This window comes from Allofrancisella inopinata, assembly GCF_012222965.1.
Classification (GTDB): Bacteria; Pseudomonadota; Gammaproteobacteria; order Francisellales; family Francisellaceae; genus Francisella; species Francisella inopinata.
Genome location: NZ_CP038241.1, coordinates 423,231 through 446,245, shown reverse-complemented (window position 1 = coordinate 446,245; position 23,015 = coordinate 423,231). Strand labels below are relative to the sequence as shown.

The following is a 23,015-nucleotide window of genomic DNA, read 5'->3' as shown; positions in this document are numbered from 1 at the left end:
TAAATTAACCTATTTAATTCTTTTAGAAAAATGCATGAAACTAGTTTAAGTAAAATCATGCCACTTTTGAGATTAATTATTGATTAGTTTACTTTAGAATCTATATAGTCGTAAACATCTTTAACAGTTCTGATTTTTTCAGCATCTTCGTCAGGAATTTCAGTGTCAAACTCTTCTTCTAGAGCCATTACTAACTCAACTGTATCAAGAGAGTCGGCACCTAAATCATCAATAAAAGAAGCCTCTGGCTTAAGGTCTTCTTCTTTAACGCCTAATTGTTCTACTATGATAGAGTTTACTTTAGCATATAATTCGTTTGCGCTCATTTTTTTTCCTTCTATTATTTTGTTTAAAATTTTTAAATTAACTAACCGTTTTAATAATATTATTTTTTGGCTCTTTTTGCAATAATTTTGCAAAAATTAAGCCATATACATACCACCATTAACATGTAACGTTTGTCCTGTAATATATCTAGCTTCTTCGGAAGCTAAGAAAGCTACAGTATTAGCTATGTCTATAGGTTGGCCCATTTGTCCTGAAGGTATTTTGCCAGCTATGAACGTTTTTTGTTCTTCAGTAAGCTTATCCGTCATATCTGTAGCTATAAATCCTGGTGCTACAACGTTCACTGTAATGTTACGACTAGCAACTTCATAAGCTAAGGATTTTGAAAACCCGATTACGCCTGCTTTAGCAGCACAATAATTAGTTTGACCAGGATTTCCTGCAGAAGCTACTACTGAACCAATAGAAATAATTCTGCCCCATCTTTTTTTCATCATCCCACGGATACATTCTTTTGACATCTGGAAAATAGAGCTTAAATTAGTGTTGATAACAGCATTCCACTCGTCATCCGACATTCTCATCATTAGATTATCACGAGTAATACCAGCGTTATTTACTAAAATATCAATAACTATTTTTTCATCTTTAATTTTAGCAAAGAAATTTTTTATACTCTCAGAATCTGAGATATTTAAAACCATTCCTCTTGCACTTAAACCCTGATCTGTTAAGTTTTGTTCAAACTTTTTGGCGCCAGTTTCTGAGGTTGCAGTACCTATAACAGTAGCTCCTTTTTTTGCAAGAGTAACAGCCACTTCATAGCCAATACCTCGACTAGCTCCTGTTACTAAAACTACTTTTTCTTTTAAAGACATTTTTTATTATCTCCTTATAGTTATTGAATATTTTCTAGACTATCAATAGTATTTGTATCTTTTGTGCTTAAATTTTTGTCAATCCTCTTTATTAGCCCACACAGCACTTTGTTTGGCCCACACTCAATAATTTCGTTGACACCCAAATTTACAAGTTCTTGTACAGATTGAGTCCATAATACTGGTTTATATAATTGCTTGATTACAGCTTCTTTTATTTCACTTAAACTAGAGTGTGATTTAGCATCAAAATTTTGTACAACAGCTGTTGTAGGATTTTTAAACTCTACTTTATTTAATTCTATTTCAAATTTTTCTGCAGCACCCTTCATAAGTGAACAATGAGAAGGTACACTTACAGCCAATATTTGAGCACGTTTTGCACCCTTTTCTTTCGCTATAGCATTAGCTTTTTCTACAGCTATCTTTTCACCAGAAATAACAACTTGACCAGTCGAATTAAAATTTGCTGCTTCAACGATACCTTCACCAGAAGCTTCTTGGCAACAGGCTACCACGTCATCATTAGATAATCCAAGAATAGCACTCATGGCACATTCCTTGTCTGTAACAGCATTTTGCATAAGTTTACCTCTAGTTGAAACCAACTGTAAAGCATCCTTATAAGAGATACACTCAGCAGCCAATAAAGCGGTATATTCTCCCAGGCTATGACCAGCAAAGTATTGAACCTCTAGGCCTGGCCTTTGTTCTTTAAGTACTTTATATATCGCGTAGCTTGTAGCTAAAAGTGCCGGTTGTGTAAACTCAGTTTTATTTAATTTTTCTTCATCATTTTGAATAATGTTCCATAGATCGTAACCTAAATGGTTTTTCGCCTCATCTATTATATTTCTAAATGTTGCAAAGTTTTGATAATAATCTTGTAACATACCTAGTTTTTGTGAACCTTGACCAGGAAATACAACAGCAATTTTTTGTGACATAGTGTTCTCCTTATTATTGAAAATCAAAAAAGTTTTTAGAATATAAAAGTTGATAACTTTATTATATCTTTGCTACGAATCCGCCCCACACAAATCCCGCTCCAAAGGCTTCTGATATTATAATTTGTCCTGGCTTAATTTGTCCGTTTCTAACTGCATAATCTAACGCTAGTGGTATAGACGCTGCTGAGGTGTTGCCATGATCTTGTAATGTAGTTACCACTTTAGACATAGGCATGTTTATCTTATTTGCTGTTGAAGTTAGTATTCTATAGTTTGCTTGATGTGGTACTAACCAATCTATATCACTAGCTTTTATTCCAGCTTCTTGAATTAGTTCTTCAGCCAAAGACGATAATCTTGAAACAGCAAATTTAAAAACTTTATTTCCTTCCATTATCAGGTATGGGTCTATGGTTATAGCTTCTCCTCTATTACTTGGCAGATTGTTAGGGATATTTAACGTCTCTAAGCATGAGCCATCTGTATAAAGTAAAGAGGATAAAATTTTCTTCTCTTGGCTTTGAGATAAAACTACAGCACCTGCTCCATCACCGAAAAGTACACAGGTTGACCTATCATTCCAATCAAGTACTCTGGTCATTTTTTCAGCACCAATCACTAATATGTTCTTTGCTGAGCCATTTTCTATATATTGTTTTGCAATATCAAGCGCGTATACAAAACCACTACATGCTGCAGAAACATCAAAACAGCGGGTTTTAAAATTTTGGATATTAAGTGCTTTTTGAACAATAGAGGCTGTAGAAGGCATAATGTAGTCACCCGTACTAGTGGCAACTATTATAGTATCAATTTCTTGAGCATCTAAATTAGCCGCTTCTAGAGCTTTTTTTGCTGCTTCTGTAGCCATAAAGCTAGTATTTTCTTGCTCATTAGCACAGTGTCGTTTTTCTATACCGACTCTTTGCTTTATCCACTCATCAGAAGTATCAATAAATTTACTTATATCATCATTAGTTAAGATTTTTTCAGGCAAATAACTTCCTGTGCCTAATATTTGTGCAAACATGAATAGTCTACCTATATGTTAGTTAAATACAATATATGAAACGAGCCCTTTAGTCTTTAATAATCTAAAGAGTGCCAAACCCTCAAAATTATTGTAACATGATTAATATAATTAAAGAACTTTTTCTAAAGATTCTTGAATCGTTTTAGGGATGTTATATTTGATTTCTTTGGTAGCTTCATAAATAGCGGTCTCAAAGGCATTAGCACTAGCACTACCATGGCTTTTTATGACGATCCCTGTTAGGCCTAACAAAGAAGCTCCGTTAAAGCTATCCAAATTCATTCCTTTTTTCATTTTCTTGAAAAGTGGTAAAGCCATAATCGTTGGTATTTTCATTAACCAAGAGCCTTCAACTACAGTTTTTTTGATTAAAGATTCTATAAGCCTTAAAGTACCTTCCATAGTTTTTAATGAAACATTACCAACAAAACCATCACAAACTATGACATCTGTAGAATCATCAAAAATATATTTACCCTCTATATAGCCATTATAGTTGATAAAATCACAGCCTTGTAAAAGTTTGGCAGCATTTTTAATATTGTCCAACCCTTTCATCTCTTCTTCACCAATATTAAGTAAAGACACTCTTGGCTCAGCTATACCTTTTGAACTTGCTGCTAAAATAGAACCCATGATAGCAAATTGAAAAAGCTGTTCAGAAGAACAAACCACATTTGCACCTAAATCTAGCATATAGGTTTTACTTAGCTTTTTAGTTTCCCTATTGTACGCTGGTAAAGCATAAACTATTGCAGGGCGGTCTACCCCATTGATAGTTTTTAGAACAAATTTTGATATAGCCATTAGTGCCCCAGTATTACCAGCACTAACACAAGCGTTTACCGAGCCATCTTTGACAAGGTTAACAGCTACGCGCATAGAAGAATCTTTCTTTTTTCTTACAGCTATAGATGGTGATTCATCCATTCCAACAGTTTCACTAGCATGATGAATAGCTATTCTTTGTAGGATTGGCAGTTTTATCTTTTTTAGTTTTGAATATCTGTCTAAAGCCCTTTTAACCTTATGGTGATCCCCAACTAAAACAATTTGTAAGTTGGGGTCTTTTCTTACAGCCTCAAGAGCTGCTGGAATCGTAGTATTTAAACCATGATCACCACCCATTGCATCTATAGATATTTTGTAACCCATAATAAATAAAACTTCCTATTTTATTTCAAACCAATCATTTTACTAAAAGTTGATATAGTAAAATGATATAATTATAATTTTCTGGGAGAAGGAATTTTAGTCTTCAGATTTTACCTCTACTACTTTTTTACCCTTGTAAAACCCGTTTGGTGATACATGGTGTCTTAGGTGTAATTCACCAGTTGCTTTATCAGTTGATAAAGTAGGTGTAGATAAAGAGTCGTGTGACCTTCTCATATCTCTTCTTGATCTGCTTTTTTTGACTTGTTGTACTGCCATTTTATGTAACCTCCAGTAGAAATTTTACTATTTTTATTTAGTGTTGTTTAAGCACTTTTAGAACCTCAAAAGGGTTTTCCTTTTTTTCAACATCGTTTTCTTGCTTGCTATAGTATGAATGTTTTTTGTTTTTTTTACAAGTGTTAGCGTTGTTTTTTGGTATTAACGGTAAGTCTAAAAGTATTTCTTCTTTGATTACATCTGCTAAATTTATAATAGCTGTGCTACAAATAAAAGGCTCATATAAGCTATCTTGAACTAGTCTATCATCTTCGACAATCATAATAGTGTTAGATGCATTAAAATCATACTCAAAAGGTTCAAGAGATTCTTGGCAAATTAGTTCTAAGTTGCTAGAGATATTATATTTAATACAAGGTTTACCGTTTTCTTCAAAAAAAGAAAAATTACAGTTAAATGTATAGGACGCTTCTAAAATGTAATCAGATAGCTCGCTAAGATCAGTAAGTATGATTTCAAAAGCTACTAATTCTCTTTTTTGTTTGGCGTATACACTATAGTTTATGTCGTATTTATTTTTCATAATCAGCTTTCTAAGGTGTTACTTATATTTAGAATATTCTAACTTGGTTTCTTGTTTTATTAAAGTTGCTATTGTATCATCATAGTGTTGTTCACATTCACTTTACTTTAAATTTTTACTTAAAGGATCGCTTATATGTCTTTACCTATTTCTCAAGATTTTTCAAATGCCATAAGATTTTTGGCTATAGACGCAACACTAAAAGCCAAATCTGGCCACCCGGGTATGCCTATGGGAATGGCAGATATAGCTACAGTTTTGTGGACAAAATTTCTCAAACACAATCCTAAAAATCCTCACTGGATTAATCGTGATAGATTTGTCCTTTCAAACGGTCATGGCTCTATGCTTTTATATGCCTTGTTGCATTTAAGTGGATATGATGTGTCTATTGAAGATATTAAAAATTTTAGGCAGCTTCACTCTAAAACCCCTGGTCACCCAGAATATGGTTATACTCCAGGAGTTGAGACGACAACCGGACCTCTTGGACAAGGTCTTGCAAATGCTGTTGGCATGGCTTTAGGGGAAAAGCTTTTATCACAAAGATACAACTCTCCTGATTGCGAACTTATAGATCACCATACATATGTATTTTTAGGAGATGGATGCTTAATGGAAGGTATATCACATGAAGCATGTTCATTAGCTGGCACTTTGGGTTTGAATAAACTTATAGCTTTCTGGGATGACAATAGTATATCTATAGATGGTGATACAAAGGGATGGTTTACAGATAATACGGTCGAAAGGTTTAGATCTTATGGCTGGCATGTTATTGAAAATATAGATGGTCATGATACTAAGACTATCGCACAAGCTATCATACAAGCACAATCTGAACAAAAAAGACCCACCCTAATATGTTGTAAAACAGTTATAGGTTTTGGCTCACCAGAAAAAGCAGGTACAGCATCAGTACATGGCTCCCCATTAAGCGTGGAGGAAAGAAATTCAGCAGCCAAAGAGTTGGGTTGGCAGCATGGCCCCTTTGAAATACCTAATGAAGTGTATAGATTTTGGGATACTACCCAACGTGGTCAAATATTAGAGGCAAATTGGCAAAAGCGTTGGGAAGATTATGAAAAAAACCCTAAATATAATGAGCTTAAGAGAGCATTAGATAAAGTTATCCCAGCTGAACTTGAAAAAGAAGTTCAAAGTTACATAAAATCACAAATAGAAAATCCCACGAAGGTGGCTACAAGAAAAGCGTCTCAAATGTCACTGGAAGTACTATGTAAGCATATGCCAGAAATGTTTGGAGGCTCAGCGGACCTAACTGGTTCAAATAACACTAACTGGAGTGGCTCAGTTTGGTTAAATAATACGGATAAAGGGGCTAACTATCTTTCATACGGAGTACGCGAGTTCGGTATGGCGGCGATTATGAATGGTTTAAGCCTGTATGGTAGTTTTAAGCCATATGGTGGTACTTTTCTTGTGTTTAGCGACTATTCACGAAATGCTATCAGGATGGCTGCGCTTATGAAACAACCTGTCATACATGTAATGTCACATGATTCTATAGGGCTAGGTGAAGATGGCCCGACACATCAGCCAATTGAACATATCCCGAGTTTGAGATTGATACCTAACCTTAATGTTTGGCGTCCAGCTGATACAGTTGAAACAATGATCGCTTGGTATGAGGCTATTAAATCAAAAGAAACTCCAAGTGTTATGGTTTTAACTCGTCAAGGATTGCAACCAATAGTCGATTGTATGGAAAAAGCTAGCAATATATCTAAAGGAGGATACCTAGTTAAACAATATTTAGATGCTAAAGCTACGATAATTGCGACAGGTTCCGAAGTTGAGTTAGCGGTAAAAGTAGCCAATGAATACAATAAGAAAGGTATAAATATAAATGTTGCGTCTATACCTTGTGTAGAAATTTTTGATAAGCAAACCAATATATATAAAACCTCTGTAATTAGACAGGATATTCCAGCAGTATTTGTTGAGCTTGCTCAACCAGACATATGGTACAAATATATGCCAAAGGCAGGTGGTGAAGTTAAAGGAATAACAACTTTTGGAGAATCAGCACCTGCTGAAGAGTTATTTGAATATTTTGGCTTTACCGTGGAAAATATAAGCAATATAGTTGCTAAATACATTTAAAAACTTTATCTGATAAATATTAGTTAAAAAAATCTAATAAAAGGAGACTAAAATGAAAGTTGCAATTAATGGTTTTGGTAGAATAGGTCGTTTAGCATTTCGTCAAATGTTTGGCAAAGACGGGATTGAAATAGTAGCGATTAATGATTTAACAAATCCAAAAATGTTAGCTCACTTGTTAAAATATGATTCTGCTCAAGGTAGGTATACTAGAGCTGATGAGGTTTCTGCTAAAGAAGATTCTATAGTTGTGGGAGAAAAAGAGATAAAAATTTATGCGCAAGCAGATGCTACTAAACTACCTTGGGGTGAGTTAGATGTAGATGTTGTCTTAGAGTGTACAGGTTTTTACGCGTCAAAAGCAAAATCCCAAGCCCATATAGATGCTGGTGCTAAAAAAGTTGTAATTTCTGCTCCAGCAGGAAATGATCTACCAACAGTTGTTTATAATGTTAACCATAATATTTTAACAGCAGAAGATAAGGTTATATCAGCAGCATCTTGTACTACTAACTGTTTAGCTCCTATGGCAAAAACTCTGCATGATCTAGCAAATATAGAAAAAGGGTTCATGACAACTATTCATGCTTATACGGGTGATCAAAACACTCTTGATGGCCCGCATAGAAATGGTGATTTACGTCGCGCTCGTGCTGCTGCTATAAACATAGTACCAAACTCAACTGGAGCTGCAAAAGCTATAGGCTTAGTTATTCCAGAATTAGCAGGTAAATTAGATGGTGCCGCTCAGCGTGTGCCAGTTGCAACTGGATCTTTAACTGAGCTAGTAGCTGTGGTTTCTAAAAACGTAACAGCAGAAGAGATAAATGCTGCTATGAAATCAGCAGCTAATGAATCTTTTGGCTATACTGAAGAAGAGCTAGTTTCAAGTGATGTGATAGGAATTTCTGAAGGTTCATTATTTGATGCGACTCAAACTAAAGTTACTCTATTAGGTGATAAGTCTCTAGTGAAAGTTGTATCTTGGTATGATAACGAAATGTCTTATACAAACCAAATGGTTAGAGTAGTTAAGTTGATAGGATCTTTGTAATTTGGAGCTAATATGAGTTTTCTATCTATAAAAGATGTAAATCTAAAAGATAAAAAAGTAATAGTTAGGGTTGATTTTAACGTTCCAGTTAAAGATGGTAAAGTCACTAGCACTGTAAGGATTCAGGCAGCTATCCCTACTATAGAGTATATCTTAGAACAAGGCGGAAGACCGATTTTATTATCTCATCTTGGACGTCCTACTGAGGGTGAGTATGATCCTGAATTTTCGCTAGAACCTGTAGCAAAAGCTTTAGAAGAAATAATCCATAAACCAGTAAGATTTGAAAAAGGTTGGCTTGATGGTATTGAGATTAAAGCTGATGAAATTATTATGTGTGATAACGTCCGCTTTAATAAAGGTGAGAAAAAATCCGATGATGAGCTATCTAAAAAAATAGCAAGTTTAGGGGATGTATTTGTAATGGATGCGTTTGCAACAGCTCATCGTGCTCAAGCCTCTACTTACGGAGTAGCAAAATATATTCCAGTAGCATGCGCTGGATTTTTAGTTTCAAATGAAATCAAAGCTCTAGAGAAAGCATTAAAAAACCCTAAAAAGCCAATGGCTGCCATAGTAGGAGGCTCAAAGGTCTCTACGAAACTATCAGTTTTACATAACTTACTTGATAAAGTTGAAACTTTGATAGTTGGAGGAGGCATAGCTAACACCTTTATAAAAGCTAAAGGATACTCTGTGGGAAGTTCTCTTTATGAGCAAGATTTAGTTTGTCAAGCAAAAGATATCTTAATTAAAGCTAAACAAAAGGGTATTAATATACCTGTTCCTGTAGATGTAAGAGTTGCTAAAGAGTTTAGTGAAAATGCTCCAGCAGTTATAAAAAATGTAGCTGATGTAGCTGATGATGATATGATCTTGGATATAGGACCTAAATCAGCAGAAAATATTACTAAGCTACTAAATTCTTCCAGTACTATATTATGGAATGGACCAGTTGGTGTATTTGAGTTTGACAGCTTTTTAGAAGGTACAAAGGCTTTATCGTTAGCTATCGCTAATTCAAAAGCGTTTTCTGTAGCTGGCGGTGGAGATACTATAGCAGCTATAGAAAAATTTGGCATAAAAGACAAAGTTTCTTATATATCAACAGCTGGTGGAGCATTCTTAGAATTTTTAGAAGGTAAAGAGTTACCAGCTATTGAAATATTAAAAGAAAAAGCAAAAAAATAATTTTATTTAAGGTAATACTTATGAGAAGAACCAAAATTTTAGCTACTCTTGGCCCTGCAAGTGAATCTAAAGAAGTCCTTACTGAGATGATAAAGGCTGGGGTTAACGCTGTTAGGTGTAATTTCTCACATGGATCTGCTGAAGATCATAGAAAGAGAGTTGAATTGATTCGTCAAATTGCAAAAGAGCAAGATACTTACGTTGGGATATTAGCAGATTTGCAGGGTCCTAAGATTAGACTTTCTAAATTTAAAAATGGTTCTGTAGAGATAAAAAAAGGGCAAAAATTTATACTTGATGCCGACCTTGGTGTAAATGATGGCGATGAGAATACAGTAGGTATTGATTATAAAGAGTTAATTAAAGACGTTAAATCTGGAGATATTTTACTAGTTGATGACGGTAAAATTGTTTTGCAGGTTGAATCAGTTAAAGAAAATAAAGCTACAACCAAAGTAGTTATTGGCGGTAAAGTTTCTAATAACAAGGGAATCAATAAAAAAGGCGGTGGACTTACAGCCCCGGCTCTTACAGATAAAGATAAAGAAGATATTAAAATAGCAGCAATGTTACAAGTAGATTTTTTAGCTGTGTCTTTTGTAAGGGATGGTAAGGACATGGAGTATGCACGTCAATTAGTACATGAAGCTGGTTGGAAGCCAGCTATGGTTGCCAAGATTGAAAGAGCCGAAGCAGTACATAAAGAAAACTTAAAAAGTATTATAGAAGCTTCTGATTTAGTTATGGTTGCTCGCGGTGATTTGGCTGTAGAGATTGGTGATGAGAATGTCCCTACTGTACAGAAATTCATTATTAGTACAGCTAGACAAAATGAAAAGGGATCTATTACAGCCACTCAAATGATGGAATCCATGATAGAAAACTCCTCCCCTACTCGTGCTGAAGCTTCTGATGTAGCAAACGCTGTATTTGATGGTACAGATGCGGTTATGCTTTCAGCAGAAACAGCTGTTGGTAAATATCCAGTAGAGACTGTTGCTGCTATGTCAAGAATTTGTGAATCTGCTGAAAAAAGTAAGTATAACCACATTGTTAAAAAACAAAAAATAGCTGATTGTAGTCGAATTGATCATGCTGTATCAGTAGCAGCCGTTAAGATAGCTAATGATATTGGTGCTAAAGGTTTAATTGTTTTAACAGAAGGTGGAAATACTTCACGCTGGATGTCACGAATAAATACAGATTTACCAATTTATGCACTATCTCGTAATGCTCCAACATTAGGGGCTATGACTCTGTTTAGAGGAGTTATACCAATATATTTTGACTCTACTAGAATGTCAAAAGTATATGTAAACAGGTCTGCCTCTATGGAGCTTGAAAGTAGAAAGTTAGTAAAAGAGGGAGATATTCTTGTACTTACTAGCGGTGACAGTATGGGTGTACATGGAAGTACTAATAAAATCAAAGTAATAATAGCAGGTCAAGTAAGATAAAAGGAGAGAATAAATGGCTTTAGTTTCATTACGTCAACTATTAGATCATGCAGCAGAACATGGTTATGGAATCCCAGCTTTTAATGTAAATAATTTAGAACAAGTAAGAGCTGTTATGGAGGCTGCTGATAAAGTAAATTCACCAGTTATTTTACAAGGTTCTGCAGGTGCTAGAAAATACGCAGGTGCCCCTTTTATCAGACATTTAGTTTTAGCTGCGATAGAAGAATATCCACATTTACCAGTTTGTATGCATCAGGATCATGGAACATCTCCAGCAGTTTGTCAACGATCTATTCAATTAGGCTTTTCATCTGTGATGATGGATGGCTCGCTAAAATCAGATGGCAAAACCCCAGCAGATTATGAGTATAATATAAATGTAACCAAAACTGTTACAGATATGGCTCATGCTTGCGGTGTTTCTGTTGAAGGGGAGCTGGGTTGTCTTGGCTCTTTGGAAACTGGACAAGCAGGTGAAGAAGATGGTATAGGTGCAGAAGGCACTTTATCTATGGATCAGCTATTAACAGACCCGGAAGAAGCAGCTGATTTTGTGAGAAAAACTAAAGTAGATGCATTGGCAATTGCTATTGGTACAAGCCATGGAGCTTATAAGTTTACTAAGCCACCTACAGGTGATGTATTATCTATTAAAAGAGTAAAAGAAATCCATGCTAGAATTCCAGGCACACATTTAGTGATGCATGGCTCATCTTCCGTGCCACAAGATTGGTTAGAAGTAATTAACAACTATGGTGGCGCAATGGGTGAGACCTATGGTGTGCCAGTAGAAGAAATAGTTGAAGCAATAAAATATGGTGTACGTAAAGTAAATATTGATACTGATTTACGTATGGCAGCAACTGGTGCAATCAGAAGGTTTTTAGCAGAAAACCCTGCTGAGTTTGATCCACGTAAATATAACGCTGTAGCTAAAAAAGCAATGTCTGAAATTTGTCAAGCTAGATATGAGGCTTTTGGTAGTGCTGGTATGGCTAGCAAAATCAAGCCAATCTCACTTGAGACAATGTTTCAGCGTTATGAAAGTGGTGAGTTAGATCCAGTTGTTAAATAGGCACTAATTCATACCAAATGTTTTTCTATGCTTTTTTCACATACTTCTAGTGCTTCACAAATAGTTTTATAAAACTTTGATTTCTGAAAATTTTTAGGAACATTCATCTCTGACGTTTTACAACCACCCAAACCATCTTTCAAACCAGCTAGGCTCTTCACTTCCATCTGGCCTTAGTTTTTTAAGGTAATTACTATTTGGATAATTCTTTTTAAGCACTTCAAGGTTTACTTTTGCTTGCTCATTCAAACCTAAATCTCTGTATGCTTTTATTGTTATTACTAAAGCATCTTCGGTAGATGAGCTTTGAGGATAATTGCGTATGACTTGTGATGCTCTATCAATAGCCGCATTAAAAGCCCCTCTCTTATAATAAAAGTGTGCAATATTATCATAGTATTTTGCTATCGTATTATTTATATAAATCATCCTACGCTTAGCATCTGAAACAAATGAACCATTAGGGTCTAAAGCTAAGGCTTTCTCAAAATTGTTATATGCATCAGTATAGCCAGTAGGGTCATGATGACCCATATCATATGGAGCATAAGTCTGTAAAAGCCCCCTACCATTTTCAAAACCAACTACCCCAATCATATAGTAAATGTAGCCTTTGTACTTACTATATGGATACATCTTGATAAACTGCTGTGCTAAAGCTAATGACATAGTCGATTCGTCATTCATATAGTATACATATACAAGATCAACCATACCTTTTTCAGCTAAAGGAGTAAAAGGATACTGTGCAACTAATGATTTATAAGACCTGATCGCATCAAAATAATCATTATTTTGCATTTGTTTATGGGCATTTGCATAAATAAACTCTGCTGTGTAGCCTGTGTAGACCTGAGGTAGCTCATTATCTTTCTTAGGGCCACACCCTGCTACAGCAAAAATCATAGATAAAATAACTATTAAATATAAAAATCTAGTCATTTGATTAGCTATCCTTTATTTTTCTTATATAATTTCCATACAAAAAATTATAAAATTTACGCTACGTATAGCAATTTAAACTATGGCAAATAATACACTATCCAAGCGATTTCATCAAAAAATTATTCTAACACCTGAACACGCAGGCAAAAGGCTGGATATAGCTGTTAATGAAGTATTTGAGGATTTTTCGCGCTCTCAAATACAAAAATGGATAAAAGATGGCTCTATAACTTTAAATAATAGCCATACTAAAGCTAAACATATAGTTATTGGAGACGAAGAAATAGAAATAGATGTCACATTTGTACCAACAAATGAATGGATAGCTGAAGATATTAAACTAAATACCATTTATGAAGATGAAAATATTATTGTTATAAATAAACCAGCAAATATGGTTACTCATCCAGGTGCTGGGAATATGACTGGCACTATTTCAAATGCTCTGCTAAATCTCAATAAAAACCAACAAAACTTACCTCGTGCTGGGATCGTTCACCGTCTAGATAAAGATACTACTGGCCTTATGGTAGCTGCTAAGACTAATTTAGCTTACCTTAGCCTTACCCAGCAGCTATCAGATAGAGCGGTGTCTAGGAAATATCTAGCGATAGTAGAGGGTGAAATTTACGAATCAGGTACAATTGACCAACCAATAGGTCGTGACCCTAATAATAGAATCAAAATGGCTATTAATTATAGTGGCAAACAAGCTATCACAAACTATACTCCTTTGGAGATATACGATGGGTTTACTCTAGTAGAATGTAAACTAGAAACAGGCCGCACACATCAAATAAGAGTACATATGAAAAGTATCAATCACCCTTTAGTAGGTGACCAAACCTATAACAAATCCTCTTCTAAACTAAAAAATACAAACCTCGCCTGTTTCCCTAGACAAGCCTTACACGCTTATAGTCTTTCGTTTACTCACCCTTTAACTCATAAAATACTAAACTTTACATGTGATATGCCATGTGATATGTTAAATCTTATATCACAACTTAGGTTGACTATATCAGACGACCCCAGTCTAACAGAGGATTATTAAAATATGGTAACTGATAAATTACATACTCTTAGAAATTTCGTACTTTTCTGCAGTTTTATAATACTAGCAACTTTTTTATCTTTTGATCATGGAAAAGCTAAACACGCCAGTTATGCTCTAGCAACCAAAATTAGCCAGAAATCTGACAAGCCGGATTTTCTTAATATAGATGATACCGCTGAAAAAAAACAAGCTTTTATAAACTACATCTTAAAAGCGATTCAAAATGCTAATAAAGAAATTTGTGCTCAGCAAGAAGAATTACAGAAACTCAAAAAGGCTTACGATAAAAACCAAAAACTCACAAAGAAGCAGCAAGATAGGCTTGATACATATCTATCCTACTATAAAATACGAAATGCTACAGACACCCAACAGATGATAAATCAGTTAAAAATAAAAGTCGGTACTGTACCTAGCAGCTTTGTTATAGCTCAAGCGGTGCTCGAAAGTGGTTGGGGCACCTCACGTTTTGCTAGAGAGTATAGCAACTATTTTGGGCTTCACTGTTTTTCGGCAGATTGTGGTGTTAAAGCCTCAGGAGCTGACGTATATTTAGAGACTTTCCCTAATGCAACAGAAAGCGTTCTAGGATACTACCATAGACTAAATACAGGCACAAAATTTAAGCAGTTCAGGCTTACTCGTCAGCAAGTTAAAAATCATACTCTTCCACGTTCTGCAATGCTTGATGCTTTAGAAAACTACTCGGAGTTAGATGGTGAAGAATATAAAAACCGCCTAGAAGGTGTAATTAGACCTAATAATTTAACTCAATATGATAATGATGATACATGTTAATCCAATACTTTAGATATTCATGTTGGTATTAAACTATTTTTCTTGTATATTAGATTAATTAAGATATTGCTGCCCAGTATAATCAGTATGAATATAAAAGTAGTTCAAAACACTATTTATTTCGAAGGTTTTCTAACACTTAAGCAAATAAAACCAAAGCTTATTGAAAAACCTCTTAATAGCCTAAAAAATAATATTCAGTTTGTTGATATAACAAACGTTCAAGAATTAGATACTGCTGGTGCTTATATAATATTAAAAACCTTAGCTAAATTTAAACTCGACAAAAAACAAATCATTTGCACCTCAGAAAGAAACCAAAACCTTATTAATCTAACAAACCGAAATCTACCTACTAAAGAAATTGGTAAGTTTTCAAAAAAGCCAAATGCTGTTTTTAATAGTATTTATATACTAGGTAAAAACACCAATGACCTAATAACAGAAATTAAACTAAGCATTAGCTTCTTAGGAGCGATTGTTCTAGGTTATTTAAACTTTTTTAGACGGCCTTATGGCTCTTTTTTTTCTATTGTATTAAATATAGCATATGACTCAACTATTAAAGCGCTTAGTATCGTTATACTTTTATCATTGATTATCGGCTTAGTTTTAACATATCTACCACTTAATTTAATGATGCAGTATGGTACACAAATATTTGTCGTTGATATGTTGGGCATATCCTCTTTTAGAGAGTTTGCTCCCTTGTTTACTGCCATAATAATAGCTGGTAGAAGCGGTTCTGCTTTTACCTCAGAGATAGGAATTATGAAAGTAAATGAAGAAATTGACGCCCTTCAAACAATTGGTGAAGACCCTATACAACGCTTAGTTTTACCACGAATTACGGCTCTAATAATTAGCTTACCAGTACTAACAACTGTAGCGATGATAGCTAATATTACAGGGGGTATTATTATTACTTACTTGATTGCAGATATATCTCCTTTTGAATTCATTGATAGACTATTTTCAAATGTAAATGTTAGCCATTTTTATATTGGATTATCAAAAACACCTTTTTTTGCTCTAGTAATCGCTGGCATTGGTTGCCTAAAGGGTATGTCTGTTAAAATAGACTCTCAAAGTGTTGGTAAGGCAACTACAACAAGTGTTGTGTATTCAATATTTCTAATAATCATTGTTGATGCAATCTTTGCTGTTTCACTAAATGGTGTTGCTTAGGAACTATTTTATGGATAAAAATATTATTGAAATAAGAGACCTAAGCACAAAATTTGGTAAAGAGTGGATCCACAAAGATTTAAACCTTGATATTCCAGCTAAAAAAATTAGCTGTATAATTGGTGCTAGTGGCTGTGGGAAAACTACACTTATGCGTGAAATACTCATGCTACAACCAATTTATTCTGGAAAAATATTCTTATTAGGTCAAGAGATTTCTAAACTTGCTGATAATCCCTATAAGCGAAAACAAATATCAAGCAAAATGAGTATGATGTTTCAACACTGTGCGCTATTCTCCTCATTAACAAATCTACAAAATGTCATCTTCCCACTCAAGCAACATACAGATCTGCCGTTAGATATACTAACTGACATAGCTATCATTAAACTTAAAATGGTAGGGCTAAAAGAAGAAGCTTTTGATAAATACCCTTACGAAATAAGCGGAGGTATGTTAAAAAGGGTTGCATTGGCTAGAACTATAGTACTAGATCCTAAAATAATATTTCTAGATGAACCTAATGCAGGATTAGACCCTTATTCTGCTAGAGCTATGGATGAGTTAATCTTATATTTAAAGAATGAGCTTGAGATGTCTGTAGTTATGATAACTCATGATTTAAGCACAATTTGGAATATAGTCGATGATATAATATATATGGATAATAAAAAAATAATGTTACATGATACTGTTGAGTTTGTGTCTCAACAGACACAATATGAAAGTATAAGAAAGTTCTTTGGTTCACATAATGGGACTAAAGATATAGAGGAACCTATTTATGAATGAAAATAGTATAAAAAATATAGTTGCTGGCTTATTTGTTATTTTTATGGTTTTTGTGATGATATTTGTTGGCGTTTTTCTATCTGGAGGGTTCAAAAGTCAAGCTACTACAACTTTTGTAACAAACTTTAAGAGCATCTCAGGTTTAAGCGTAGGCTCTGATGTATCATACAAAGGATTCAGCATTGGTAAAGTTTCAGATATATTAATCAATAAAGAAAATCCTAAACTGATAAGTGTCTACATGAAGATCTATGATAATATTACCATTTTCAAGCAAACTGTAGCCACCCTACAACCAATGGGCATAACAGGTCAATCAAAAGTAGTGTTGTCTTTTAATATTAGCAAAGAAGATACAGCACTAGAGCCTCTTACAAAAACAAAAGGTAAAATCCCTGAAATCAACTCCAAACCATCACAAATTGAGAGTATTCTCAACAAAGTTAACAATATAGCTGACTCCTTACAGCAGATATCAAATAAATTCAACAAAATGCTTTCCCAGGAGAATATCCAAAGGTTCAATGAGTTTACAGATAGCGTTAATATCCTATTATATAATTTAAGTAACTCATCACTATATTTTAATAAGACTCTAGTAAACTTAAATGAAAATATGACAGAAAGTCAAGAAGCTATTTCACGGTTAAATGATGTTATTAGATTACTTCAATATGATCCTTCGATAATAGTTAGAGGCGTAGAACGCTAAGGAAAAATTATGAAAAAATACCTTTTATTTTTATCAGCTTTAATTATACCAGCATATACATTTGCTTTTTCGTTGCTTGGAGGCCCAATCAAAGTCCCTGAAGAAAAGCAGTTTGTAATATATAACAAACAACTAGAAAAAACAGAGTTGCCTAACGTTAAAAAAGCTGATGTTAACACTACCCTTCTAGTTTACAATATACAAACTCAAGCTGCTAAATCTACATCTATGTTTTATATTCAAGGTAACCAGTTACATACTTTTGAAAACAACGTATGGGCAATACCTGTAACAACAATGCTTACAGTTAGTGTTTTTGAGTATATTTTGGATAATAATATTGTCAGCAACCTAGCTTTTCAAAATGTTAATATACGCCAAGATTTTACTTTATCTGGCACTACACCATATGGTCCAGTTATAGACCTAGATGAGCACCAATTTTCTTTTTATATAACTTTCTATCTAAAAAATGAACGTAGTGGCGAAACCAAAATAAAAACAATAAGATATAAACAATCTATAACTAGTGATTATGTAACAGCAAATAATTATGTTGATTTAACAAATGATGCTTTAAAACATATTCTTTTAGAGCTAAAGCCCTGGCTTATCCATAATCTAGAAACTCAGATAACTAAAAATACACAAAATAATAATCCAGCACCAGCTTTAATAAATATAAATTAAAAGGTTTAAAATTAATTAATAAAGCTAGCTACCAAACCTATCAATCCTCCAAAAACTCCTCCCCATACAACAAGCCAACCTAGATGCTCTTTTATTATTTTTTGTATAATTTCTTTTACCATTTGTGGCGTTAACTCCTCTAATCTAGCATCTATGAGTTTTTCAATTTTTGCTGTTACTTGTATTGAAACTTTTTTTTCATCAATGTGAAGCTCTGCTATTAGCTGAGAAATTTTTAAATCAAGCTTAGATATAAAAGGCTCTCTTAAGCCTTCTAGCGCAGCTTTTCCCCCTAAAAACATCTCTACCATTGAGCCATATTTACTATCCATTAGCATCTCGATAAAACTGTCAAAAATTTTATTATAGTCAACCTTCTCCTTAAATGTAGTTTGTAAATACCTTTTAAGTTCGTCACTTGCTAAAAATTTCTGTAAATTCTCTTCGGAAAAAAACTGCTCCATAATCATTTTCTTAATAGCTTTTTTAAAACTATCAAACTTATTAGGAATAATCCCTGAACCATATAAAAATGGTATCTTCTCAAATAACATATAAATTGCTATCCAATTAGTTAAAGCTCCTGATAGAGCATAAAAACCAATATTTTTTATATGTTGATCTGTGAAATACAATCCAACTAGAATTATCAAAAAAGATATTAAGTTTGTCATAAAACTTTTATTTAACAAAAACATGTATCACCTCTACTTTTTATTTTTTCTAATTATGGGGCTGTTGCAAGCTGGAATTAGATGGGTAGTAACAAGGCAAAAATATTCGAAAAAGCGCAGCTTACACACAGTAAATAAGCATTTTGAGAATATTTTTAACACAGTTAGAAACATATAATTTTAGTTTGCAGCAGTCCCATTATATAATAAAGAATAAATATTTTAACAAATTATAATCCTATGAGAACTATTCGTGGTTTTTTCAATGATGTTTCTAATGCTTCAACTAGCCTTCAAATAACTGGTGAATACTATAACTACTTTAAAAACGTATTACGCTTAAAGAAAAATGATTTTATAGAATTATTTAATGGCTGTGATAGTAAACAATATAAAGCTAAAATTACAGCTGTAAATAATAAACATATTGAACTTGAAGTAATAAGCTCTCAGTTAATTAACAATGAAAATCCTTATATTATCAACCTTTACCAATCAATCATTAAAAATGAAAACTTTGAGTTAGTGATACAAAAAGCTACTGAATTAGGAGTTAACAACATTTTCCCTTTGATAACAGAAAGAACTAATCATAAGTTTGATAAAAAAAATTTTGATAAAAAACTCGAAAGATGGACGAAAATAGCTATAAACGCCTCCGAGCAGTGTGCGAGGGTGTTTATTCCAAAAATTCATAGTTTAATACAACTTGATAGTATAAATTTAGAGCCTGAAGCTTTAAACATCACATTATGTCCATATACAATAACAGACTCTACTTTTGTAGATAAAATTAAAAATAATTGTAATTTTAATGTTTTTATTGGGCCAGAAGGTGGTTTTAGTGATTCTGAAATAAACTACTTTAGAGAGAACAGTTTTTGTATGGTAAACTTAGGAAAGAGGATACTAAAGGCCGAAACTACGCCCGTAAATATATTATCCATACTAAATTTCATCAAACAGAGTTAATAAATCATTGAAAAATAATTGCTACAGTGTTTTAATTAACCTAATACAACTTTAAAATTCAGGTTACGTTATGCAAAAAAACTATAAAACTCTTTCAGCTCCCTTTTGGATTGTTTGGGGTGTCGAGTTTTGGGAAAGGTTTGGGTTTTACGGATTCCAAGCAATTATCGCCTTATTTTTCACGCAAAAAATGGGGTTAAGTGAAACTGAAACAATATACCTGATGGGTTCATTCTTTGCTTTTACTTTTGGTTTTATCTGGGTCGGAGGATTAATTGGAGATAAAATACTTGGAGCTAAACGTGCTGTTGTTATTGGTGCCATAATATTAGGTGTATCTTACTTAGGGTTTATCTTTGCTAACCAACAGACAATATATTATATATTTTCTGGGATTATTATTGGTAATGCTATCTTTAAAGCTAATCCTTCATCACTAATATCCAAAATGTTTGAAAAAGGTGATGGTCGCTTAAATAGTGCTATGACTTTATACTACCTTGCTATTAATATAGGCGGTCTAACATGCATGGCTTTAACGCCCGTTATCTCTGAAATTTATGGTTATACGTATGCTTTTGTATTATGTGGTTTGGGCCTGTTTATAGGACTTTTTGGTTTTTTAACCTTTTATAGCAAAATGAAAGACTTAGATACAGATATTGGCAAACAACCTGTAAATAAAACCCATCTTATTTACATATTAATTGGATTAATTATTGCCTTTCTAATAATAGCAAACATTTTAGCTAATACTACTTTATGTATAATTCTAACAGCTATAGTGGTATGTATAGCTACAATATATTTTCTATATGTTGCATTTGGCTTAGAGAAAATTGACAGAAATAGGATGTTTGTAGCTCTAATACTTATAATCGAAGCTATAGTCTTTTATGCTTTATACTTCCAAATGCCCACAACTCTTACTTTCTTTGCTAAACATAATGTTGAGTTAAATATCCTAGGATGGAGTGTACCAGCAGCACAGTATCAATTTCTCAATCCACTATGGATAGTAATTTTTTCCCCTCTTCTAGCAATAATCTACAAAAAAAGTAAACTCACTCACGCTACAAAATTCTGTATAGGAATGGCTTTGATGTTTATTTCATACAGCATATTATATTGTACTAAATTCTTTGCTACAAACTACGTTGTTTCTGGAAACTGGTTAATTATTTCTTATGCTGCCTCCTCTTTAGGCGAGCTTTTAATTTCTGGACTTGGACTAGCTATGGTAGCTGAACTGTGTCCGGCTTTTATTTCTGGGTTTGTTATGGGATTTTGGTTTATAGCCACTATGATAGCTTCATACCTTGCTTCATTTATAGGCTCATTCATAGCTTTACCAAAAGATAGTACTGGTATTACAAAACAGCAAATCTTAGAAATGTATACAACTGTATTTGGTAACATAGCTATTGGAGTAGCTATTGTTACTGTTATCATGCTTATACTGACCCCTACACTGAATAATTACACTCGTAAAATAAAGGTTGTTGATGACCATAAAGCTGAAGTTGGCACTTCAATTTAATCAAACAAAGCTATAGAAAGCTTCTCCCATGCTCTTAAAAATATTGCAAAAATATTATCACAATGCTTTAATACATTTCATTGAATATTATTTCCATGGTGCTTTTAATGAATAAAAACAACAAAACACTTTCTGCCCCTTTTTGGATTGTTTGGGCGATTGAATTTTGGGAAAGATTTGGTTTTTATGGTTTCCAAGCTATTATTGCTTTGTATTTTACAAAAAAAATAGGCCTAACTGAAACACAAACTATATACATAATGGGCTCTTTTTTTGCTTTTACATACGGCTTTGTGTGGATAGGAGGCTACCTGGGTGATAAGGTGCTTGGTGCCAAGCGAAGTGTCATTTTAGGGTCAATCATACTAGCAATCTCTTATTGGTCTTTTAGCTTTGCAGATAAAGAGACTGTCTACTATACTCTTGCTGGTATCATAATAGGAAATGCTATTTTTAAAGCTAATCCATCCTCGCTAATATCAAAGATGTTTGAAAAAGGTGATAATAGATTAGATGGAGCTATGACACTATACTATATGGCAATAAATATAGGATCATTATTTTCTATGAGTATAACTCCTATTATTGCTGAAACATTAGGTTATAAATATGCTTTTATAATTTGTAGTTTAGGTCTTATAGCTGGGCTTATAGGATTTTTCATTTTCTATAATAAAATGCAAGCACTCTATACAGTAGCGGGTAGTAAACCATTAAACAAAACCAAATTTGTTTACACATTAGCAGGGGCTTTAGTTTCTTTACTAATAATAGCCCATATATTACCTAATACTAAGCTATGTGTAAGCCTAACTGCTATTATAGTTATTATTGCTACAACTTATTTTTTATACATGGCTTTTACTTCAAGTAGTTATGAAAGAAATAGAATGCTTGTGGCTTTGGTTTTAATAATTCAAGCAATCATATTTTTTGCTTTATATTTTCAAATGCCTACTACTCTTACTTTCTTTGCTGAACACAATGTGCAATTAGATATATTTGGATGGAATGTACCTTCTGCACAATATCAAGTACTAAATCCTTTTTGGATAGTAGTACTATCTCCTTTACTAGCTATAATATATAAGAAAAGCAACTCAAGCCACGCTAGCAAATTTTGTTTTGGTATGTTTATGATGTTTACATCTTATGCTATCCTTTATTTTACAAAATTCTTTGCTACAAATGGCATAGTTTCTGGAAATTGGTTAGTTATTTCTTATGCTGCCTCATCATTAGGTGAACTTTTAATTTCTGGACTTGGTTTAGCTATGGTTGCAGAACTTTGTCCTGCTACATTTTCAGGATTTGTTATGGGCTTTTGGTTTATTTCTAGTATGATTGCCTCATATCTTGCTTCTTTTATTGGTTCATTTATAGCACTTCCAGAAGGTATCACACTAACAGTCCAACAAAGTCTAGAAACTTATACACATGTATTTGGAGTTATAGCACTAGCTCTTATAGTAATCACTGTATTAATGATAATTTTGGTACCTACTTTGAATAAATATATTAAAGGCATTCATGCTATTGAAGACCATAAAGTAGATAATGTTTAACCAAAAGTTTATAATTTTTCTCGATAGTTCTAGATTTTATTTGCTAA

The 23,015-nt window shown here is 33.4% G+C and carries 23 protein-coding genes; 14 read left to right on the top strand and 9 right to left on the bottom strand.

The features are described from left to right. Positions 1-83: 83 nt before the first annotated feature. The 7 genes from acpP to E4K63_RS02045 form a co-directional block, all read right to left on the bottom strand. A complete protein-coding gene (gene acpP, locus E4K63_RS02075; protein ID WP_035719877.1) occupies positions 84-326 on the bottom strand; it encodes an acyl carrier protein in 243 nt (80 codons plus the stop codon). Between the two features lie 96 nt (positions 327-422). Continuing rightward, positions 423-1,166, bottom strand: a complete 744-nt coding sequence (gene fabG, locus E4K63_RS02070; protein WP_133941571.1) for a 3-oxoacyl-ACP reductase FabG — start codon at positions 1,164-1,166, stop codon at positions 423-425. A 20-nt stretch (positions 1,167-1,186) separates the two neighbouring features. Then, positions 1,187-2,113, bottom strand: coding sequence for an ACP S-malonyltransferase (gene fabD / locus E4K63_RS02065; RefSeq protein WP_133941569.1), 927 nt, complete (start codon positions 2,111-2,113; stop codon positions 1,187-1,189). A 61-nt stretch (positions 2,114-2,174) separates the two neighbouring features. Further along, positions 2,175-3,146, bottom strand: coding sequence for a beta-ketoacyl-ACP synthase III (locus tag E4K63_RS02060; protein ID WP_133941568.1), 972 nt, complete (start codon positions 3,144-3,146; stop codon positions 2,175-2,177). A gap of 111 nt (positions 3,147-3,257) precedes the next feature. Further along, entirely contained in the window at positions 3,258-4,304 is a 1,047-nt protein-coding gene (gene plsX, locus E4K63_RS02055) for a phosphate acyltransferase PlsX (protein WP_133941566.1), read from the bottom strand. A gap of 96 nt (positions 4,305-4,400) precedes the next feature. Then, positions 4,401-4,583 (bottom strand): 50S ribosomal protein L32, encoded by a 183-nt coding sequence (rpmF, locus tag E4K63_RS02050; RefSeq protein ID WP_039125084.1) that lies wholly within the window; start codon positions 4,581-4,583, stop codon positions 4,401-4,403. A gap of 37 nt (positions 4,584-4,620) precedes the next feature. Continuing rightward, positions 4,621-5,127 (bottom strand): YceD family protein, encoded by a 507-nt coding sequence (locus E4K63_RS02045; RefSeq protein WP_133941564.1) that lies wholly within the window; start codon positions 5,125-5,127, stop codon positions 4,621-4,623. 135 nt (positions 5,128-5,262) lie between these two features. Between E4K63_RS02045 and tkt the strand changes: the two genes are divergently transcribed. From tkt to fba, 5 genes are read left to right on the top strand one after another with little or no spacing between them, the layout of a single operon-like run. After that, positions 5,263-7,254, top strand: a complete 1,992-nt coding sequence (gene tkt, locus E4K63_RS02040) for a transketolase (RefSeq protein WP_133941562.1) — start codon at positions 5,263-5,265, stop codon at positions 7,252-7,254. A gap of 52 nt (positions 7,255-7,306) precedes the next feature. Further along, positions 7,307-8,308 (top strand): type I glyceraldehyde-3-phosphate dehydrogenase, encoded by a 1,002-nt coding sequence (gap, locus tag E4K63_RS02035; RefSeq protein ID WP_133941560.1) that lies wholly within the window; start codon positions 7,307-7,309, stop codon positions 8,306-8,308. Positions 8,309-8,320: 12 nt separating this feature from the next. After that, positions 8,321-9,499 (top strand): phosphoglycerate kinase, encoded by a 1,179-nt coding sequence (locus E4K63_RS02030; protein WP_133941559.1) that lies wholly within the window; start codon positions 8,321-8,323, stop codon positions 9,497-9,499. A gap of 20 nt (positions 9,500-9,519) precedes the next feature. Then, positions 9,520-10,956 (top strand): pyruvate kinase, encoded by a 1,437-nt coding sequence (pyk, locus tag E4K63_RS02025; protein ID WP_133941557.1) that lies wholly within the window; start codon positions 9,520-9,522, stop codon positions 10,954-10,956. A 13-nt stretch (positions 10,957-10,969) separates the two neighbouring features. After that, positions 10,970-12,034: a class II fructose-bisphosphate aldolase gene (gene fba, locus E4K63_RS02020; RefSeq protein WP_133941555.1), complete on the top strand. Its 1,065-nt coding sequence runs from the start codon at positions 10,970-10,972 to the stop codon at positions 12,032-12,034. 117 nt (positions 12,035-12,151) lie between these two features. Here the strand turns inward: fba and E4K63_RS02015 are convergent, their stop codons facing one another. Further along, positions 12,152-12,976 carry an outer membrane protein assembly factor BamD gene (locus E4K63_RS02015; protein WP_133941553.1) on the bottom strand — a complete coding sequence of 275 codons (825 nt, stop codon included), beginning with the start codon at positions 12,974-12,976 and terminating at the stop codon, positions 12,152-12,154. Between the two features lie 82 nt (positions 12,977-13,058). On the opposite strand from E4K63_RS02015, the gene E4K63_RS02010 reads away from it, so the two are divergent. From E4K63_RS02010 to E4K63_RS01985, 6 genes are all read left to right on the top strand, one after another. Further along, positions 13,059-14,033, top strand: coding sequence for an RluA family pseudouridine synthase (locus E4K63_RS02010; RefSeq protein ID WP_133941551.1), 975 nt, complete (start codon positions 13,059-13,061; stop codon positions 14,031-14,033). Between the two features lie 3 nt (positions 14,034-14,036). Beyond that, complete coding sequence (locus tag E4K63_RS02005; protein ID WP_133941549.1) at positions 14,037-14,834, top strand: glucosaminidase domain-containing protein; 798 nt, start codon at positions 14,037-14,039, stop codon at positions 14,832-14,834. An 87-nt stretch (positions 14,835-14,921) separates the two neighbouring features. After that, complete coding sequence (locus E4K63_RS02000; RefSeq protein ID WP_133941547.1) at positions 14,922-16,022, top strand: MlaE family ABC transporter permease; 1,101 nt, start codon at positions 14,922-14,924, stop codon at positions 16,020-16,022. 10 nt (positions 16,023-16,032) lie between these two features. Then, a complete protein-coding gene (locus E4K63_RS01995) occupies positions 16,033-16,815 on the top strand; it encodes an ABC transporter ATP-binding protein (RefSeq protein WP_133941545.1) in 783 nt (260 codons plus the stop codon). After that, positions 16,808-17,527 carry an MlaD family protein gene (locus tag E4K63_RS01990; RefSeq protein ID WP_133941543.1) on the top strand — a complete coding sequence of 240 codons (720 nt, stop codon included), beginning with the start codon at positions 16,808-16,810 and terminating at the stop codon, positions 17,525-17,527. The genes E4K63_RS01995 and E4K63_RS01990 overlap by 8 nt, the downstream gene beginning before the upstream one ends. Before the next feature lie 9 nt (positions 17,528-17,536). After that, positions 17,537-18,217, top strand: a complete 681-nt coding sequence (locus E4K63_RS01985; RefSeq protein ID WP_133941541.1) for a hypothetical protein — start codon at positions 17,537-17,539, stop codon at positions 18,215-18,217. A gap of 11 nt (positions 18,218-18,228) precedes the next feature. Here E4K63_RS01985 and E4K63_RS01980 read toward each other — a convergent pair whose 3' ends face one another. Next, positions 18,229-18,915: a DUF445 family protein gene (locus E4K63_RS01980; protein WP_133941539.1), complete on the bottom strand. Its 687-nt coding sequence runs from the start codon at positions 18,913-18,915 to the stop codon at positions 18,229-18,231. 216 nt (positions 18,916-19,131) lie between these two features. Here E4K63_RS01980 and E4K63_RS01975 point away from each other — a divergent pair, with 216 nt between their 5' ends. From E4K63_RS01975 to E4K63_RS01965, 3 genes are all read left to right on the top strand, one after another. Next, the gene (locus tag E4K63_RS01975; protein WP_133941537.1) at positions 19,132-19,863 is read left to right on the top strand and encodes a 16S rRNA (uracil(1498)-N(3))-methyltransferase; all 732 of its coding nucleotides are present in this window, start codon (positions 19,132-19,134) and stop codon (positions 19,861-19,863) included. Positions 19,864-19,933: 70 nt separating this feature from the next. Then, positions 19,934-21,403 carry an oligopeptide:H+ symporter gene (locus E4K63_RS01970; RefSeq protein ID WP_133941535.1) on the top strand — a complete coding sequence of 490 codons (1,470 nt, stop codon included), beginning with the start codon at positions 19,934-19,936 and terminating at the stop codon, positions 21,401-21,403. Positions 21,404-21,510: 107 nt separating this feature from the next. Then, positions 21,511-22,968: an oligopeptide:H+ symporter gene (locus E4K63_RS01965; RefSeq protein WP_133941534.1), complete on the top strand. Its 1,458-nt coding sequence runs from the start codon at positions 21,511-21,513 to the stop codon at positions 22,966-22,968. Positions 22,969-23,015: the final 47 nt, after the last annotated feature.

Bases quoted from the DNA above. Each gene is read 5' to 3' on its own strand.
- acpP (WP_035719877.1), bottom strand. From the start codon at position 326: ATGAGCGCAAACGAATTATATGCTAAAGTAAACTCTATCATAGTAGAA.
- fabG (WP_133941571.1), bottom strand. From the start codon at position 1,166: ATGTCTTTAAAAGAAAAAGTAGTTTTAGTAACAGGAGCTAGTCGAGGT.
- fabD (WP_133941569.1), bottom strand. From the start codon at position 2,113: ATGTCACAAAAAATTGCTGTTGTATTTCCTGGTCAAGGTTCACAAAAA.
- E4K63_RS02060 (WP_133941568.1), bottom strand. From the start codon at position 3,146: ATGTTTGCACAAATATTAGGCACAGGAAGTTATTTGCCTGAAAAAATC.
- plsX (WP_133941566.1), bottom strand. From the start codon at position 4,304: ATGGGTTACAAAATATCTATAGATGCAATGGGTGGTGATCATGGTTTA.
- rpmF (WP_039125084.1), bottom strand. From the start codon at position 4,583: ATGGCAGTACAACAAGTCAAAAAAAGCAGATCAAGAAGAGATATGAGA.
- E4K63_RS02045 (WP_133941564.1), bottom strand. From the start codon at position 5,127: ATGAAAAATAAATACGACATAAACTATAGTGTATACGCCAAACAAAAA.
- tkt (WP_133941562.1), top strand. From the start codon at position 5,263: ATGTCTTTACCTATTTCTCAAGATTTTTCAAATGCCATAAGATTTTTG.
- gap (WP_133941560.1), top strand. From the start codon at position 7,307: ATGAAAGTTGCAATTAATGGTTTTGGTAGAATAGGTCGTTTAGCATTT.
- E4K63_RS02030 (WP_133941559.1), top strand. From the start codon at position 8,321: ATGAGTTTTCTATCTATAAAAGATGTAAATCTAAAAGATAAAAAAGTA.
- pyk (WP_133941557.1), top strand. From the start codon at position 9,520: ATGAGAAGAACCAAAATTTTAGCTACTCTTGGCCCTGCAAGTGAATCT.
- fba (WP_133941555.1), top strand. From the start codon at position 10,970: ATGGCTTTAGTTTCATTACGTCAACTATTAGATCATGCAGCAGAACAT.
- E4K63_RS02015 (WP_133941553.1), bottom strand. From the start codon at position 12,976: ATGACTAGATTTTTATATTTAATAGTTATTTTATCTATGATTTTTGCT.
- E4K63_RS02010 (WP_133941551.1), top strand. From the start codon at position 13,059: ATGGCAAATAATACACTATCCAAGCGATTTCATCAAAAAATTATTCTA.
- E4K63_RS02005 (WP_133941549.1), top strand. From the start codon at position 14,037: ATGGTAACTGATAAATTACATACTCTTAGAAATTTCGTACTTTTCTGC.
- E4K63_RS02000 (WP_133941547.1), top strand. From the start codon at position 14,922: ATGAATATAAAAGTAGTTCAAAACACTATTTATTTCGAAGGTTTTCTA.
- E4K63_RS01995 (WP_133941545.1), top strand. From the start codon at position 16,033: ATGGATAAAAATATTATTGAAATAAGAGACCTAAGCACAAAATTTGGT.
- E4K63_RS01990 (WP_133941543.1), top strand. From the start codon at position 16,808: ATGAATGAAAATAGTATAAAAAATATAGTTGCTGGCTTATTTGTTATT.
- E4K63_RS01985 (WP_133941541.1), top strand. From the start codon at position 17,537: ATGAAAAAATACCTTTTATTTTTATCAGCTTTAATTATACCAGCATAT.
- E4K63_RS01980 (WP_133941539.1), bottom strand. From the start codon at position 18,915: ATGTTTTTGTTAAATAAAAGTTTTATGACAAACTTAATATCTTTTTTG.
- E4K63_RS01975 (WP_133941537.1), top strand. From the start codon at position 19,132: ATGAGAACTATTCGTGGTTTTTTCAATGATGTTTCTAATGCTTCAACT.
- E4K63_RS01970 (WP_133941535.1), top strand. From the start codon at position 19,934: ATGCAAAAAAACTATAAAACTCTTTCAGCTCCCTTTTGGATTGTTTGG.
- E4K63_RS01965 (WP_133941534.1), top strand. From the start codon at position 21,511: ATGAATAAAAACAACAAAACACTTTCTGCCCCTTTTTGGATTGTTTGG.